The organism is Caballeronia sp. Lep1P3 (assembly GCF_022879595.1).
Taxonomy (GTDB): domain Bacteria; phylum Pseudomonadota; class Gammaproteobacteria; order Burkholderiales; family Burkholderiaceae; genus Caballeronia.
Window position 1 is genome coordinate 746090 of record NZ_CP084266.1, and the last position, 14243, is coordinate 760332.

The window sequence follows — 14243 nt, forward strand, 5'->3', positions numbered from 1 at the left end:
ACGCCTTTCAGTAGCGAATTTTCGGGTCGAGCCACGCATACGCGAGATCGACCAGCAGATTGAGCAGCACGGCGACGACGGTGACCAGCACGACGAGACCCAGCACGAGCGTGTAGTCGCGATTGGCGGCGCCGTTCACGATCAGCTTGCCGATGCCCGGCAGCGAGAACACGGATTCGGTGACGACCGCCGCCGTGATCGACGAGATCGCCAGCGGCCCGATGACGGACACCACAGGAATGAGCGTGGGCTTGAGCGCGTGGCGCAGCACGATGGCGCGCAGCGGCAGACCCTTTGCGCGCGCGGTGCGAATGTACGGCGCGTTCATCACTTCGATCAGGCTCGCGCGCGTGACACGGCCGACCGTCGCGACGTTGATCATGACGAGCAGCGCGACCGGCAGCACCATGTAGCGCACGTCGAAGCCGTTCCAGCCGCCGGCGGGCAGCCACTTGAGACCGATGGCGAACACGAGAATCAGCACCGGGCCGATGACGAACGACGGAAACGCGTTGCCCGCATTGCTGACGAGCATCACCGCGTAATCCGCGATGCTGTTGCGCCGCAGCGCCGCCGCCATGCCGAGCAGCACGCCGGTGACGATGGCGAGCGCCATCGACACGCCGCCGATTGCCAGCGACACCGGCAGCGCGCGCAACACGAGATCGTTCACGCTCCAGTCCGCATAGCGGAAAGAAGCGCCGAGGTCGCCGTGCAAGAGGCCGTCGAGATAGAGCAGGTACTGCTTCCACAACGGCTCGCCGAGGCGATACTTGGCCTGCAGGTTCGCAAGCACTTCGGCGGACACCTTGCGCTCGCTGTCGAACGGGCCGCCGGGCGTCGCGTGCAGAAGCAGATAGCAGACCGTGACCACGATCAGCAGCGTCGGCAGCGTAAGCAGCACGCGCCGCAACGTATAAGACCACATGAGAGCTTCCTTGCCGTCAATGCTTGACGATGTAGAGGTCCTTGCTGCCGTAGTGATCCATCGGATTCTTCACGGAATAACCGCCGACATAGCTCCCGACGAGGCGCGGCAAGCCGTACTGGAGCAGCGGCAGCATCGGATAGTCGTCCATCACGGTCTTCGCCGCTTCCGTCATCAGGCGCCTGCGCTTGACGAGATCGGTGCTCTCGCCCGCTTCCTTGATGAGCGCCTCGGCTTTCGGATTGCAGTTGAAGTTGTCGTTCTGTTCGGACTTGCACTGCACGAGCGTCAGAAAGGTCGTTGCGTCGTTGTAATCCGCCACCCAGCCGTTGCGCGCGATCTGATAGTCGCCGTCATGGCGCTTCTTTAGCAGCACCTTGAACTCCATCGATTCGATGTCCATCGCGAGGCCGAGCTTCGTCTTCCATTCGGACGCCATGAAGATCGCCATCTTCTTGTTGTAGTCGCTCGTGTTCATCGCGAAGCGCAATTTCGTGCCGGGCTTCACGCCCGCCTGCTCCAGGAGCTTCTTCGCTTCGGCGACGCGCTTGTCCATCGGCCAGGCGGCCCACTCGTAGCTGGACACATCCGCGCCGCTCACGCCCTGCGGCATCAGGCCGTAGCTCGGCGTCTGGCCGTCGGCTGTGACGCGCTGCGCGAGCAGTTCGCGGTCGATCACCATCGAAAGCGCCTTGCGCACGCGAACGTCTTTCAAAAGCGGGTCGCGGTTGTTGAAACTGTAGTAGCGCGTGCCGAGAATCAGCGAGTTGCGGATGTCGTTCGGAAACTGCTGGCGATATTTCGCGTAGGTGCCGGTCGGCAACTGATACGTCATGTCGTTCTCGCCGGACTGGAAGAGCTTGACGTCGGTGTTTTCGTCTTCGATCGGCAGATAAGTCACCTGCGTCAACTGGACGTGATCCTTGTCCCAGTAAGTCGCGTTCTTCGCGATCACGAGCTTGCTGTTGACCTGCCAGTCTTTCAACTGGAACGGACCATTGCTGACGAGCTTGCCGGGCTTGGTCCAGTCCTTGCCGAACTTCTCGACGCTCGCGCGATGCACCGGCGCGAAGTTCGCGTTCGACATCAGTTCGGGCAAGAACGGCACGGGACTCGCGGTCTTGACTTCGAGCGTGTTCGCGTCAATGGCGCGCACGCCGAGCGCGCTCACCGGCTTCTTGCCCGCGACGATGTCCGCGCCGTTCAGCAGGAACGGCCCGAATACGCTGGCATACGGCGACGCCGTTTTCGGGGCGATGAAGCGCTGGCATCCGTAGACGAAGTCGTTCGCGGTGACGCTCTCGCCATTGGACCAGCGCGCGTTGTTGCGCAGATGGAAGATCCACGTCGTCGCGTCTTTTTGCTCCCACTTTTCCGCGACGCCCGGCACGACCGCGCCGTCGCCATTGGTGGCAGTCAGGCCCTCGAAAAGATCGCGCGCGAGATTCGCCGCGCCGACGCTCTCGACGAGCGCCGGATCGAGCGTCTCGACCTCGGAACCGTTGTTGCGCACCAGTTCCTGCTTCGCGGCGAGCGTGACGCCCGGCGGCACGACGGCGGCCGCCGCGGTATGGGACAGTGCGGCGAGCGCGAGCGCCGTCGTGGCAAAAGCAGCGAATGACTTCATCGAATTCCTCTTTCCTGTCTCGTTTGGTCTTGTCGTGAATGCATCGTCCCGGAGGCCGGTCCTTAGTGCGACTAAGGAAATGCGGCGAAGCGCGCCGGAACGCCGCAAGCATCCACGAGCGGTATTCAGTGCGCGTCCGGCTGCCGGCGAGTATTTCCCATGGACACGGCAGACGCCACCACTTATTCGCCCGATGACGAAATTTTTCGAATGACCGCGCGAAGCGGCGAAGAGAACAACAGACCAGCGCAGCGTCTCGCGAGAAATCCGCGACGCTGCGCCGACAGGCGGGAAGAAACGAGAAGAAAGCGGAAAAGAATCAGGCGCCGCCGCCGAAAAGCCGTTCGGCGCGGGCGCGCAACTCGTCGGGCGGCACGTCCTCCTTGTGAGTTGCGATCCACCAAACATGGCCGAACGGATCGCGCAGCTTGCCGCCGCGATCGCCGTAGAACTGGTCCGCGACCGCGCGCAGGATGGTCGCGCCCTCGTCTACCGCGCGTTGCACGACTGCATCGACGTCTTCCACGTATAGATGGAGCATGACCGGCGTGCCGCCGACCGCGAGCGGCCCCTTCACGTCCATTTCGGGAAACTCGTCGCTCAGATAGAACGGATTGCCGCCGATCAGCAATTCCGCATGCCCGATGCGCCCGCCCGGTTCCTGCATGCTGAAGACTTCGGTCGCGCCGAAAGCCTTCTTGTAGAAATCGATGGCCGTGACGCCGCCCGCCACCGCGATATACGGGATCACGCCATGACGGCCTTCGGGGATCGGATCGACGTGTGCATTCATGACTGCCTCCTGAATTAGGCAAGGTTAGCGAGCGCCTGCGCTGCGAAAAGGCGCAACCGTCATGGTGCCGTTTCCGGCCGTGCGCCGTAAAGCGCTGACCGGCGCACGCCGCGTCGAAGAACATAATTTCACCAATCGCTTCATACTCTCGATCATTCCCCTGAACGAAACGGAGCACTCATGCACGACCTCAAAGGCAAGTCGGTCCTGATCACCGGCGCGAGCACCGGCATCGGCGCGGCGGCGGCGCGCGCGTTCGGGCGTTACGGCGCGAACGTCGCCGTGCACTACAACAACTCGAAGGACAAGGCGGAGGACGTTGCGAAGGACGTGCGCGCGCTCGGCGTCTCGGCGATCACCGTACACGCGGACGTGCGCGATTCGAACGCGATCGCCGCCGCCGTCGCGCAGACCGTCGATGCGTTCGGGAAGATCGACGTGCTCATCAACAACGCGGGCAGTCTCGTGAAACGCGAGCCGCTCGAATCCGCGAGCGACGAACTCTTCGACGAGATCATGCATATCAACGCGCGTTCGGTCGTCGCGTTCACGCGCGCCGCGCTGCCGTCGCTGCGCTCGGGCGGCGGCGGCTCGATCATCAACGTGACCTCGGTGGCGGCGCGCAACGGCGGCGGGCCGGGCGCGCTGCTGTATGCCGCATCGAAGGGATTCGTCAGCACCATCACGAAAGGCATGGCGAAGGAGTTCGTCGCGGACCGCATCCGCGTGAACGCTGTCGCGCCGGGCGTCATCGAAACGCCGTTTCACGACCGCTTCACGACGCCGGAGCAACTCGACGCGTTTCGCAAGGCCATTCCGATGGGCTTCGTCGGCGAGCCGGACGATTGCAGCGGCGCGTTTCTGTACCTCGCGTCCGAGGCGATGTCGCGTTACGTGACCGGGCAGATCATCGACGTCAATGGCGGCCAGTTGATGCCCTGAGCGTGGTATAAGCCAGGACTTCCCGTCGAAGAAAGGAGAACGCAGGAGATGCCGTTGAACCAGCAACATCGCTTTCGATCCCTCGCGCTCGCGGCCGTTGCCGCCGCCGCGTTCAGCGTGGCGGGCTTCGTCGAAACGTCGCCCGCGTATGCAAAGACTTCGGGCACGCAGCCCCAGGTTCTGACTGCCTCGGCGGTTGCCGTCGCCGACAAGTTCGCCGCCGACACCGCCGCGCAGATCTTCAGGCAAGGCGGCAACGCGGTCGATGCCGCCGTCGCCATCGCGTTCACGCTCGCGGTCACGTATCCGGAAGCCGGCAACATCGGCGGCGGCGGATTCATGACGCTCTACGTGGACCATCGGCCGTACTTCCTCGACTATCGCGAACGCGCGCCGATGTCCGCGACGCGCAACATGTATCTCGACGACAAGGGCGAAGTCATCAAGGGCATGAGCCTTTACGGGCATCGCGCGGTGGGCGTGCCGGGCACCGTCGAAGGCATGTGGGAAGCGCAGAAGCGCTTCGGCAAGCTGAAGTGGAAACAGGTGCTCGCGCCCGCGATCAAGTACGCGCAGGACGGTTTCGTCGTCGACGATCAGCTCATCCAGCGGCGCGACCGCGCATCGAAGGACTTCGCCGGCAAGACGAACTTCGATCTCTACTTCGGCAGCATGAAGGCGGGCGAGGTCTTCAAGCAGCCGGATCTCGCGCAGACGCTGCAGCGCATCGCCGACAAGGGCGCGAAAGGCTTCTACGAAGGCAAGACCGCCGAACTGATCGCGACGTCGATGACCGGCCACGGCCTCATCACCGCGCGCGATCTCGCGGACTACAAGGCGGTATGGCGTCAGCCGGTCGTCGCGAGCTGGAACGGCTATCGCGTGATCACCGCGCCGCCGCCGAGTTCGGGCGGCGTCGGCCTCGTCCAGTTGCTGAAGATGAAAGCCGATCTCAAGGACAAGTTCGACGGCGTGCCGCTCGACTCCGCGCAGTACATTCACCTCGTCGCGGAAATCGAAAAACGCGTGTTCGCCGACCGCGCGCAGTATCTCGGCGATCCGGACTTCTACAAGGTGCCCGTCGCGCAACTGATCGACGACGACTACATCCTCAAGCGCGCGCAGGAAGTGAATCCCGATGTGCCGTCCGACACGAAGAGCGTGCAGCCGGGCCTCGGCACGTCGATGCCGGAGAAGGCCGAAACCACGCACTTTTCGGTCGTCGACAAGTGGGGCAACGCAGTGTCGAACACGTACACGATCAACGGCTATTTCGGCTCGGGCGTGGTCGCTGAAGGCACGGGCATCGTGTTGAACGACGAAATGGACGACTTCTCCGCGAAGCCGGGCGTCGCGAACATGTTCGGCGTGGTCGGCAGCGATGCGAACGCCATCGCGCCGAAGAAGCGCCCGCTCTCGTCGATGACGCCGACCATCCTCACGAAGGACGACCAGGTCGCGATGGTGATCGGCACGCCGGGCGGCTCGCGCATCTTCACGTCGATCTTCCAGGTGCTCTCGAACGTGTACGACTTCGAGATGCCGCTGCCGGAAGCCGTCGGCGCAACGCGCTTTCATCATCAGTTGCTGCCGCCGAACACGATCTACCAGGAGCCGTATCACCAGCTCGATCCGGATGTCGTGAAGGCGCTCGAAGCGAAGGGCTACACGTTCACGATGCAGGGCTTCAACGGCGACATCCAGGCGATCCGCATCAACGGCGAAACGCCCGAGCCGATGTCCGATCCGCGCGGACGCGGCGTATCGCGCGTCATTCAGTGAAGCGCCCGCGCGCCGGATGACTGCTCGCTGCCGGACTAGGCGTTTGCCCTAGTCCGGCTTTCGCAGCGTCCGCTCCTAAGCCCGCGCCGCGTGGATTCTCAGAAATATAAGAATGTTGGCATGAGCGGCATGTTTTTCGCGGGATTGGACCCCGCGTTTCCTTCCCCTAGTCTCTGTCCTGACCGAGTGCAGCTTCTTCCCGAATCGCGCGACGCACCCGGCGCCATCCAGAACATATATACGAGACGACCCTGACGACGGACCCGCAGCACGCATCGACGCGCGCACGGCTGTCCGTTTCAGCGTGCTGATAAAGGAGCAGCTCATGTTGGAATCCCCCGCGCAGCAGCTTGGCGATATCCCTTCCGCCGAATCCGAGGTGCGCGTCGAGCGCGCCGGCGGCGGCTTTCTCGATCGCTATTTCGGCATTTCCAGAGCCGGCAGTACGCAGAAACGCGAAGTCGTCGCGGGCGTGACGACCTTCCTCGCGATGGTCTATTCCGTCTTCGTCGTGCCGGGCATGCTCGGCAAGGCGGGGTTCGACACGAGCGCGGTGTTCGTCGCCGTGTGTCTCACGACGGCGTTCGGCTCGCTCCTGATGGGCGTGTGGGCGCGCCTGCCGATCGCCATCGGCTGCGCGATTTCGCTCACGGCGTTCACCGCGTTCGGACTCGTGCTGGGCAAGGGGCTGTCGCCCGCCATCGCGCTCGGCGCGGTGTTTCTCATGGGCGTGGTTTTCACGGCGATCTCCGTGACCGGCGTGCGCTCGTGGATTCTGCGTAATCTGCCGACGGGCGTGGCGCACGGCACGGGCATCGGCATCGGGCTGTTTCTGCTGCTGATCGCATCGAACGATGTCGGGCTGATCGTCAAGAATCCCGCGCCCGGCATGCCGGTTTCGCTCGGGCACATCACGGCGTTTCCGGTGCTGATGTCCGTGCTCGGTCTCGCTGCCATCTTCGGACTGGAGCGCCGGCGCGTGCCGGGCGGCATCTTGCTCGTGGTGATCGGACTGTCGGCGATCGGGCTCGTCTTCGATCCGTCCGTGCGCTATCACGGCGTCTTCGCGTGGCCGGCGTTGTCCGCGCCGGGCCACGCGTCGCTGATCGGCGCAATGGACATCAAGGGCGCGCTGTCGATGGCGGTGCTGCCGAGCGTGCTGGCGCTCGTGATGACCGCCGTGTTCGACGCCACCGGCACGATCCGCGCCGTCGCGGGGCAGGCGGGCCAGATCGACGCGAACGGGCGCATCGTCAACGGCGGCCGCGCGCTGACGGCCGATTCGCTCAGTTCCATTTTCTCGGCGTGCTTTGGCGGCGCGCCGGCGGCGGCTTACATCGAATCGTCGGTGGGCGTCGCGGCGGGCGCGAAGACCGGTCTCGCGGCGAGCGTCGTCGGCGCGCTGTTTCTCGCCGTGATGTTCCTGTCGCCGCTCGCGGGCCTCGTGCCCTCCTACGCGACCGCGCCGGCGCTCATGTACGTCGGCCTGCTGATGCTCGGCAACGTCAGCAAATTGCATATGGACGACACCGTCGACACGATGTCCGGCCTCGTCTGCGCGGTGTTCATCGTGCTGACGGCGAACATCGTGACGGGCATCATGCTGGGGTTCTGCACGCTGGTGATCGGCCGGATCGTCGCGGGCGAGATCCGCAAGCTGAACGTGGGCACGGTGGCGATCGCGGTCGTGCTGGCGGTGTTCTATCTCGGCGGCTGGGCGATCTGACGCGGTTCGATCGCTGAAAACGCGCTTGCGCGACGTCCAGACGACAAAGCCCCCGGAAGCTGTTGCTTCCGGGGGCTTTGTCTCAATGCGAATGCGCTTTGACCGGGCGTCTGGCTGAATCCGTCTTACTTACGGCGATACGCTTCAACCATGATCTCGCAGTTTTGCAGATGCAGTTGCAGCGCGCGATTCCACTCGCGACGCACGACAGCCTTCGCTGCGCGCACCCACGAACCGAACGAAACGAGAACAGATTGTTGAGTGGTGGTCTTCATGAGTGTCTCTCAGGGTAACTAGCTAGGGGATAACCCTACTATACGCTTTTCATGCTGCATTGCAACCAAATCTTAAAAAGATGCAACATTTCTGCGACACGCTCGCTGTCGTTTTTTCCGATTTCGACGCTGGCGCGATGCGCTTGCTCGCCCTGATTAAAAAAGGCACCGCGAGCGGTGCCTTTCGACGAAACAGGACGGTTGCGCGGCGGCTTACCGGATGGAAACGTCCGTCTCGAAGTACTTCGCCATGATGCGCTTGAATGTGCCGTCCTTCTGGATCGCGTCGAACGCCTGATCCAGGCCCTTCTGCAGATCGGCGTCGCCCTTGCGCAAGCCGATCGCCGTGCCCGGACCGATGATCGCCTTGTCCTCGACGATCGGCCCCACGAGCGCGAACGGCTTGCCCTGCGGCTTTTTCAGAAAGCCGATGGCGGCTTGCGCGGCGTCGGTGAACATGGCGTCGATGCGGCCCGCGACCAGATCACCCTCGACCTGTTCCTCGTCGCCGTAAGCCACGATGGTTACGCCCTGCGGCTCCCACTTCGCCTTGGCATAGCGTTCCTGCACCGTGCCCTGCTCCACGCCGACGCGCTTGCCCTTGAGCGCCTGCGGCGTCGGCAAGAGATGGGAGTCCGCGCGCGCGACGAGCTGCGCGTGCGTGTTATAGAGCGGCTTCGTGAAGTCGATCTGCTTCAGGCGCTCTTCGGTGATGCCCATGTCGGAAAGCACGGCGTCGAATTTGCGGGCCTTCAGGCCGGGAATCATGCCGTCGAAGCTATTCTCGACCCACACGCACTTGGCCTTCATCTGCGCGCAGAGCGCATTGCCGAGATCGATGTCGAAACCGACGAGCTTGCCGTCCGCCTGCTTCGATTCGAACGGCGGATACGAAGGATCGACGGCGAAGCGGATTTGCGTGATGTCTCGCGCGTGAGCGGAGAACGAGGTGACGGCGAGTGCGGCGAGCATCGCGCGCAGGGCGAACGATGCGGACTTGCTGACGGACTTCTTGTGCGACATTCCAATCCTTCGTGACTTGCGGTGATTGCAGGCGCGCCGCGCACGCGTAACGAGACCGCGTGACCGGCGCGCAAGGGAAAACCCTGATGTTAGCAAACCGCGCAGGATTTACGGGACGACGGAAAGGAACAGGAACGTCGCGAAGATGACGAGATGCACGACGCCTTGCAGCACTGTCGAGCGCCCGGTGCCGAGCGTGATAACGGAGACGAGCAGCGTGAGCGCGAGCATCGTGATTTCCTTGGGCGCGAGGCCGAGCGAGATGGGCTGCGCCATGCCGATCGACACGAGCGCGACGGTGGGAATCGTCAGCCCGATGCTCGCGAGCGCCGAGCCGAGCGCGAGATTCAGGCTCGTCTGGAGCCGATCCAGCCGCGCCGCGCGCAACGCCGCCAGCCCTTCGGGAAGCAGCACCAGCGCGGCGATCACCACGCCCACCACCGCTTCGGGCGCGCCCGCCGCGGCCACGCCCGCTTCGACCGTCGGCGAAAGCAGCTTCGCCAGCCCGACCACCGCGACGAGCGACAGCAGCAATAGCGCGAGCGCGAACCACGCTTCGCCGTTGCTGGGCGGCGGCGCGTGCGGCGCGCCGTGCGCATCGTCGTCGGATGGCGTCGGGTTCGCCACCGCGCGGGGCGTCGGCGCAAGAAAGTAATCGCGGTGACGAATCGTCTGCACGAACACGAAGACGACATACAGCACGAGCGAAACGACGCCCACGAACACGAGCTGCGACGTCGACAACGCCGGTCCCACCACCGTGCTCGTGAAATTCGGCAGCACGAGCGTGAGCACGGACAGAGCGCAAAGCGTGGCAAGCGCGGCGCTCGCGCCCTGCAACTGGAAGTCCTGAACGTGATGCCGCAAGCCGCCCACCAGAAGACACAGCCCGACGATGCCGCTGCTGCAGATCATGATCGCGGCGAACACCGTATCGCGCGGCAAGCCCGCCTTCTCCGGACCGCCCGACAGCATCACGGAGACGATCAGCGCAACTTCGATCACCGTCACCGCAACGGCGAGCACCAGCGTGCCGAACGGCTCGCCGACGCGATGCGCCACGACTTCCGCGTGATGCACCGCCGCGAAGACCGCGAACGCGAGCGCGATCGCGGCGAGCACCGTCAACACCGCGCCGTGGATCAACGCGGCGCACGCCAGCACGACGATTGCGAGGATCGGCGTCAGGGTGGTCCAGTTCAGCTTGTTTTTCATCGGCGCTCCGGGCGGATCGGGTCGGTGGGTCGTCGGGTCATGGCGATTCGGCTTCCGCGATGATAGCGCCGGCGGCGCGCTGAAATGGCTTACCTGCGCGCGCACGCACGCTGACTGTCGCGGCAAAAAAAACGGACGGCATGCACCGTCCGTTTTTAGCCGCGATCGTCGAACGCTTACGACACGAGTTCCGCGTTGAGCGTGATCTTCGCGTTGCCCGCGAAGAGCTTCGAAACCGGGCAGCCTTCCTTCGCCGCCTGCGCGGCCTTGTCGAACGCGGCCTGGTCCGCGCCGGGAATCTTCGCCTTCAGGTCGAGCTGGCACGCGGTGATCGAGAAGCCCTCGCCGTCCTTTTCCAGCGTGACCGTCGATTTCGTTTCGAGGCTTTCGGCCTTCATGCCCGCCTGCTCGAGTTGGAGGGAAAGCGCCATCGTGAAGCAGCCCGCATGAGCGGCGCCGATCAGTTCCTCGGGGTTCGTGCCCGGACCTTCCTCGAAACGCGACTTGAAACCATAAGGCGCGTCGTTGAGCACGCCGGTTTGCGTCGAGATGAAACCCTTGCCATCCTTGATGCCGCCGCTCCATTTTGCCGATGCAGTCTTTTGCACGAGAGTTCTCCATGTAGATGCGTGGAATTGCGTTGACCGGTTTCGCGCCCGCATTCCGATGCACGGGCGCACCGCGCCGGTCTCGATGACGCGCGTCGGTGGACGCATCGCGCGGCAGTGCGCGCGAGGCATCGCGTTCATCGTAGCGGATCGGGGCTGGCGGCGCAGGGAGCGCGCAGAGCGCCACTTTTGTCCAGGTGGCCAACCGCCGCCGATTCCCTTAGCATGCTTGGCCCTTCCTCACTTCAATGGACGACACAGCATGGGACCGCCGACCGAACGCATCGCGGAAGACCGTGACTTGCCGGAACGCGTCGACGTGGTCGTCGTGGGCGGCGGCGTCATCGGGATCAGCACGGCGCGTTTTCTCGCGGAAAAAGGGCTGACGGTCGCCGTCTGCGAGAAAGGGCACGTCGCGGGCGAGCAGTCGAGCCGCAACTGGGGCTGGTGCCGCGCGACGCATCGCGATCTGCGCGAACTCGAATTGAGCCTCGAAAGCCTCAAGCTCTGGCGGCGCATCGATGCCGAGATGGGCATCGACAGCGGCTATCGCGAGTGCGGCATCCTCTACGCCGCCGACGACAGCCAAGCCCTCGCCGATCACGAAGCCTGGCTCGCGCGCGCGGTCGCGAAAGTCGGGCGCGGCGCGCTCGATTCGCGCATCGTGTCGCCCGAGGAGACGGCCGCGTTGATGCCGGGCGCGGCGCGCCGCTTCGCGGGCGGTATCTACACGCCGAGCGATGGCCGCGCCGAGCCGCAGCGCGCCGTGCCCGCGATGGCGGCGGCGTTGCGCGCGCGCGGCGTGAAGATCGCGATGCCGTGCGCGGTGCGCGGCGTCGAAACGAGCGGCGGCGCGGTGAGCGGCGTCGTCACCGAATACGGGCGGATTCGCTGCGACAGCGTCGTGATCGCGGGCGGCGCATGGACGCGGCTTTTCGCGGGCAACCTCGGCGTGGACGTGCCGCAATTGATGGTGCGCTCGTCGGTCGTGCGCACCGCGCCGCTTCCGGATGGCCCCGAAGTCAGCGCGTGCAACCACGCGCTGGGTTATCGCAAGCGGCTCGACGGCGGCTATTCGATCGCGAACGCGTTTCGCAGTTATAGCGACATCACGCCCGACAGCTTTCGCCTCTTCGTCAAGTTCCTGCCCGCGCTCAAAAGCCAGTTGGGGTCCATCAAGCTCAGTCTCAACGCGCGGTTCTTCGAGGAACTGCGCCGCCCGCGCCGCTGGCCGCTCGACCAGCCGACCGTCTTCGAGACCGTGCGCACGCTGGACCCCGCGCCCGTCGAAGCGTTCAACCAGACGGCGCTCGACGAATTCCGCTCGATCTTTCCCGCGCTCGCCCATCTCACGGTCGAACAGGCGTGGGCCGGTTACATCGACGTAACGCCCGACGCCGTGCCGGTCATCGGCGGCGTCGAGCGCGTGCCGGGACTTTTCATCGCAACGGGATTTTCTGGCCACGGCTTCGGCATCGGGCCCGGTGCGGGCAAGCTGATGGCCGACCTCGTCGCGAACGATACGCCGCTCGTCGATCCTCACGCGTTTCGTCTCTCGCGCTTTTTCGACGGCACCAAGATCGAGATCGACGGCGGATTCTGACGCTCGAAGTAGCCGCAAGCGCCACGCGCTAACATACCGGTTTTGCGGCTGACGCCTCTCGCGCGCAGCCGATGAAACCCTTTGTTTTCGAGGCTTGTCATGGCATCCACGCCCCTTCTTTTTGTCGATGTCTGGTCCGATTTTGTGTGCCCGTTCTGCTATCTCGAAACGCCGGTGCTCGACCAGTTGCGCAACGCTTACGGGGACGCCGTCGAGATTCGCTGGCACGCGTTCGAATTGCGCCCCGAACCTGCGCCGCTGCTCGATCCGAAAAGCGACCAGATCGCCGAAGCTTGGGAAAAGTCGGTGCGTCCGCTTGCCGACGAGCGCGGGCTTCTCATGCGCCTGCCGCCGGTTGCGCCGCGCAGCCGCAAGGCGTTGGAAACGGCGCTTTTCGCGCGCGAATCGGGCCGCCACGACGCCGTTCATCGCGCGATCTTCAAGGCGTATTTCGAGGAAGGCATCGATATCGGCGATCCGGACGCGCTCATCGACATTGCCGCGACCTGCGGCGTCGATCCGGAACTGCTCGAAGAATCGCTCGATGACGGCACGTACACCGATCTCGTCATCGAGGACGAAGAATTCGCGAAGAAGCTCGGCGTGAGCGGCGTGCCGTTCGCCGTGCTTTCGCGTGAAGCCGCGCCCGGCAAGGAACCGCCGCCGCCCATCGCGCTGCGTGGCGCGGCGCCGGTTCAGCATTTCGAGGCGGCGATCGAACGGCTCTTTCCGGACGGCTTTCCGGGCAGTTGATTCCGCCCCACGGCTGGCGCGGGCGCTCGTACTAGCTGTGCTCCGCCATGAACGACTTCAGCGCGATGCGCTCGGACGGCCGCAACGTCTCGAACTCCAGTCCATAGGCGATGCCCGCGCCGCCGGGCTCCTCGGCGCCGACATGACGCACGACGGCGAACGCGTCGATGTCCACGTCCACGCCATCCGTGCTGAAGCGAAACGACAGCCGCAGGCGGTCGCCGGCGAGCGCCGTCGGGCGGGGCGCCGTCAACGACATCCCATACGGACTGATATCGCTCACGCGGCCGAATTGCAGCGGCGCGTGACGGTCACGTTCGACCGCGAAACGCACCGGCAGCCGCGTCGGCATGCGCGCGAATTTGCGCGCGCGCAGCCGGCGGATTGCGCCCGGCGCGGACAGCACCGCATAGTTGAACGGCTCGCGGCATACGGCATCGACGGTGCAGGCAAAGCGGAACACGCCGCGATTCGTCAGCGCGACGAGATCGAGCAGTTCGCCGCGCGTCAGTTCGAGCGGCGCGAAGCCGGTCATCAACGGCTGAGTGACGAAGAGCGAGCGCTCACCGTTGCGGCGCGGATTCGAAAAACCGATGACGCGGCTCGCGTACATGACCGGGCCGAGACCGCCGCTGCCACGCAAGCCGACTCGCCCGCCGATGACGAGCCCGATGTCGTCGAGCGACGGCGGTCCGTCAGGGCTCGCGTCGTCACGCGGCTCGACCACGGCGGCCTGCCCCGACGCCCGATGCGGCTCGAAGTGATGAAAGAGGAAATCGCGCACGGCATCGTCCGGGACGGTCATGCCCGTGTCGAAGAGCACGGCGCCGTCTGCGCCGAGAATCGGCGCGTCGAGCGGCGTGTCGAGAGGAATATCGGCGGAATGAAGACGAACGAGGGCCGGCGGCTGTAGCGAGACGGATACTTCAGTCATTGTTCAGACGATTCTTAACTGTTTGGTGCAATCG

13 protein-coding genes are annotated in these 14243 nt (G+C 64.7%); 5 read left to right on the top strand and 8 right to left on the bottom strand.

Annotated elements, in window-relative coordinates; translation table 11 throughout:
- Positions 1–7: 7 nt before the first annotated feature.
- The 3 genes from LDZ27_RS17965 to LDZ27_RS17975 all read right to left on the bottom strand — a co-directional run bounded on the left by LDZ27_RS17965 (position 8) and on the right by LDZ27_RS17975 (position 3348).
- Positions 8–928 (bottom strand): ABC transporter permease subunit, encoded by a 921-nt coding sequence (locus LDZ27_RS17965; protein WP_244816236.1) that lies wholly within the window; start codon positions 926–928, stop codon positions 8–10.
- A 16-nt stretch (positions 929–944) separates the two neighbouring features.
- Positions 945–2555, bottom strand: a complete 1611-nt coding sequence (locus LDZ27_RS17970; protein WP_244816237.1) for a peptide ABC transporter substrate-binding protein — start codon at positions 2553–2555, stop codon at positions 945–947.
- 319 nt (positions 2556–2874) lie between these two features.
- Positions 2875–3348, bottom strand: a complete 474-nt coding sequence (locus tag LDZ27_RS17975) for a VOC family protein (RefSeq protein ID WP_244816238.1) — start codon at positions 3346–3348, stop codon at positions 2875–2877.
- A 180-nt stretch (positions 3349–3528) separates the two neighbouring features.
- Between LDZ27_RS17975 and LDZ27_RS17980 the strand changes: the two genes are divergently transcribed.
- From LDZ27_RS17980 to LDZ27_RS17990, 3 genes are all read left to right on the top strand, one after another.
- Positions 3529–4290 (top strand): SDR family NAD(P)-dependent oxidoreductase, encoded by a 762-nt coding sequence (locus tag LDZ27_RS17980; RefSeq protein ID WP_244816239.1) that lies wholly within the window; start codon positions 3529–3531, stop codon positions 4288–4290.
- Between the two features lie 54 nt (positions 4291–4344).
- A complete protein-coding gene (gene ggt / locus LDZ27_RS17985) occupies positions 4345–6072 on the top strand; it encodes a gamma-glutamyltransferase (protein WP_370653408.1) in 1728 nt (575 codons plus the stop codon).
- A 325-nt stretch (positions 6073–6397) separates the two neighbouring features.
- The gene (locus tag LDZ27_RS17990; protein WP_244816241.1) at positions 6398–7798 is read left to right on the top strand and encodes an NCS2 family permease; all 1401 of its coding nucleotides are present in this window, start codon (positions 6398–6400) and stop codon (positions 7796–7798) included.
- Positions 7799–7923: 125 nt separating this feature from the next.
- On the opposite strand, the gene LDZ27_RS17995 is transcribed toward LDZ27_RS17990, so the two are convergent.
- The 4 genes from LDZ27_RS17995 to LDZ27_RS18010 form a co-directional block, all read right to left on the bottom strand.
- The gene (locus tag LDZ27_RS17995) at positions 7924–8073 is read right to left on the bottom strand and encodes a hypothetical protein (RefSeq protein WP_244816242.1); all 150 of its coding nucleotides are present in this window, start codon (positions 8071–8073) and stop codon (positions 7924–7926) included.
- A 213-nt stretch (positions 8074–8286) separates the two neighbouring features.
- Positions 8287–9096, bottom strand: coding sequence for an ABC transporter substrate-binding protein (locus LDZ27_RS18000; RefSeq protein ID WP_370653409.1), 810 nt, complete (start codon positions 9094–9096; stop codon positions 8287–8289).
- Positions 9097–9204: 108 nt separating this feature from the next.
- Positions 9205–10311 (bottom strand): calcium:proton antiporter, encoded by a 1107-nt coding sequence (locus LDZ27_RS18005; RefSeq protein ID WP_244816243.1) that lies wholly within the window; start codon positions 10309–10311, stop codon positions 9205–9207.
- Positions 10312–10487: 176 nt separating this feature from the next.
- Complete coding sequence (locus tag LDZ27_RS18010) at positions 10488–10919, bottom strand: OsmC family protein (RefSeq protein ID WP_244816244.1); 432 nt, start codon at positions 10917–10919, stop codon at positions 10488–10490.
- A 262-nt stretch (positions 10920–11181) separates the two neighbouring features.
- Between LDZ27_RS18010 and LDZ27_RS18015 the strand changes: the two genes are divergently transcribed.
- Positions 11182–12522 (top strand): FAD-binding oxidoreductase, encoded by a 1341-nt coding sequence (locus tag LDZ27_RS18015; protein WP_244816245.1) that lies wholly within the window; start codon positions 11182–11184, stop codon positions 12520–12522.
- 99 nt (positions 12523–12621) lie between these two features.
- Entirely contained in the window at positions 12622–13275 is a 654-nt protein-coding gene (locus LDZ27_RS18020; RefSeq protein WP_244816246.1) for a DsbA family protein, read from the top strand.
- Between the two features lie 31 nt (positions 13276–13306).
- On the opposite strand, the gene LDZ27_RS18025 is transcribed toward LDZ27_RS18020, so the two are convergent.
- Entirely contained in the window at positions 13307–14209 is a 903-nt protein-coding gene (locus tag LDZ27_RS18025; protein WP_244816247.1) for a flagellar brake protein, read from the bottom strand.
- Positions 14210–14243 lie beyond the last annotated feature (34 nt).

Coding starts and splice junctions, on each gene's coding strand:
- LDZ27_RS18025 (WP_244816247.1), bottom strand. CDS start 14,209: ATGACTGAAGTATCCGTCTCGCTACAGCCGCCGGCCCTCGTTCGTCTT.
- LDZ27_RS18020 (WP_244816246.1), top strand. CDS start 12,622: ATGGCATCCACGCCCCTTCTTTTTGTCGATGTCTGGTCCGATTTTGTG.
- LDZ27_RS17975 (WP_244816238.1), bottom strand. CDS start 3,348: ATGAATGCACACGTCGATCCGATCCCCGAAGGCCGTCATGGCGTGATC.
- LDZ27_RS18000 (WP_370653409.1), bottom strand. CDS start 9,096: ATGTCGCACAAGAAGTCCGTCAGCAAGTCCGCATCGTTCGCCCTGCGC.
- LDZ27_RS18005 (WP_244816243.1), bottom strand. CDS start 10,311: ATGAAAAACAAGCTGAACTGGACCACCCTGACGCCGATCCTCGCAATC.
- LDZ27_RS17980 (WP_244816239.1), top strand. CDS start 3,529: ATGCACGACCTCAAAGGCAAGTCGGTCCTGATCACCGGCGCGAGCACC.
- LDZ27_RS18015 (WP_244816245.1), top strand. CDS start 11,182: ATGGGACCGCCGACCGAACGCATCGCGGAAGACCGTGACTTGCCGGAA.
- LDZ27_RS17965 (WP_244816236.1), bottom strand. CDS start 928: ATGTGGTCTTATACGTTGCGGCGCGTGCTGCTTACGCTGCCGACGCTG.
- LDZ27_RS17970 (WP_244816237.1), bottom strand. CDS start 2,555: ATGAAGTCATTCGCTGCTTTTGCCACGACGGCGCTCGCGCTCGCCGCA.
- LDZ27_RS17995 (WP_244816242.1), bottom strand. CDS start 8,073: ATGAAGACCACCACTCAACAATCTGTTCTCGTTTCGTTCGGTTCGTGG.
- LDZ27_RS17990 (WP_244816241.1), top strand. CDS start 6,398: ATGTTGGAATCCCCCGCGCAGCAGCTTGGCGATATCCCTTCCGCCGAA.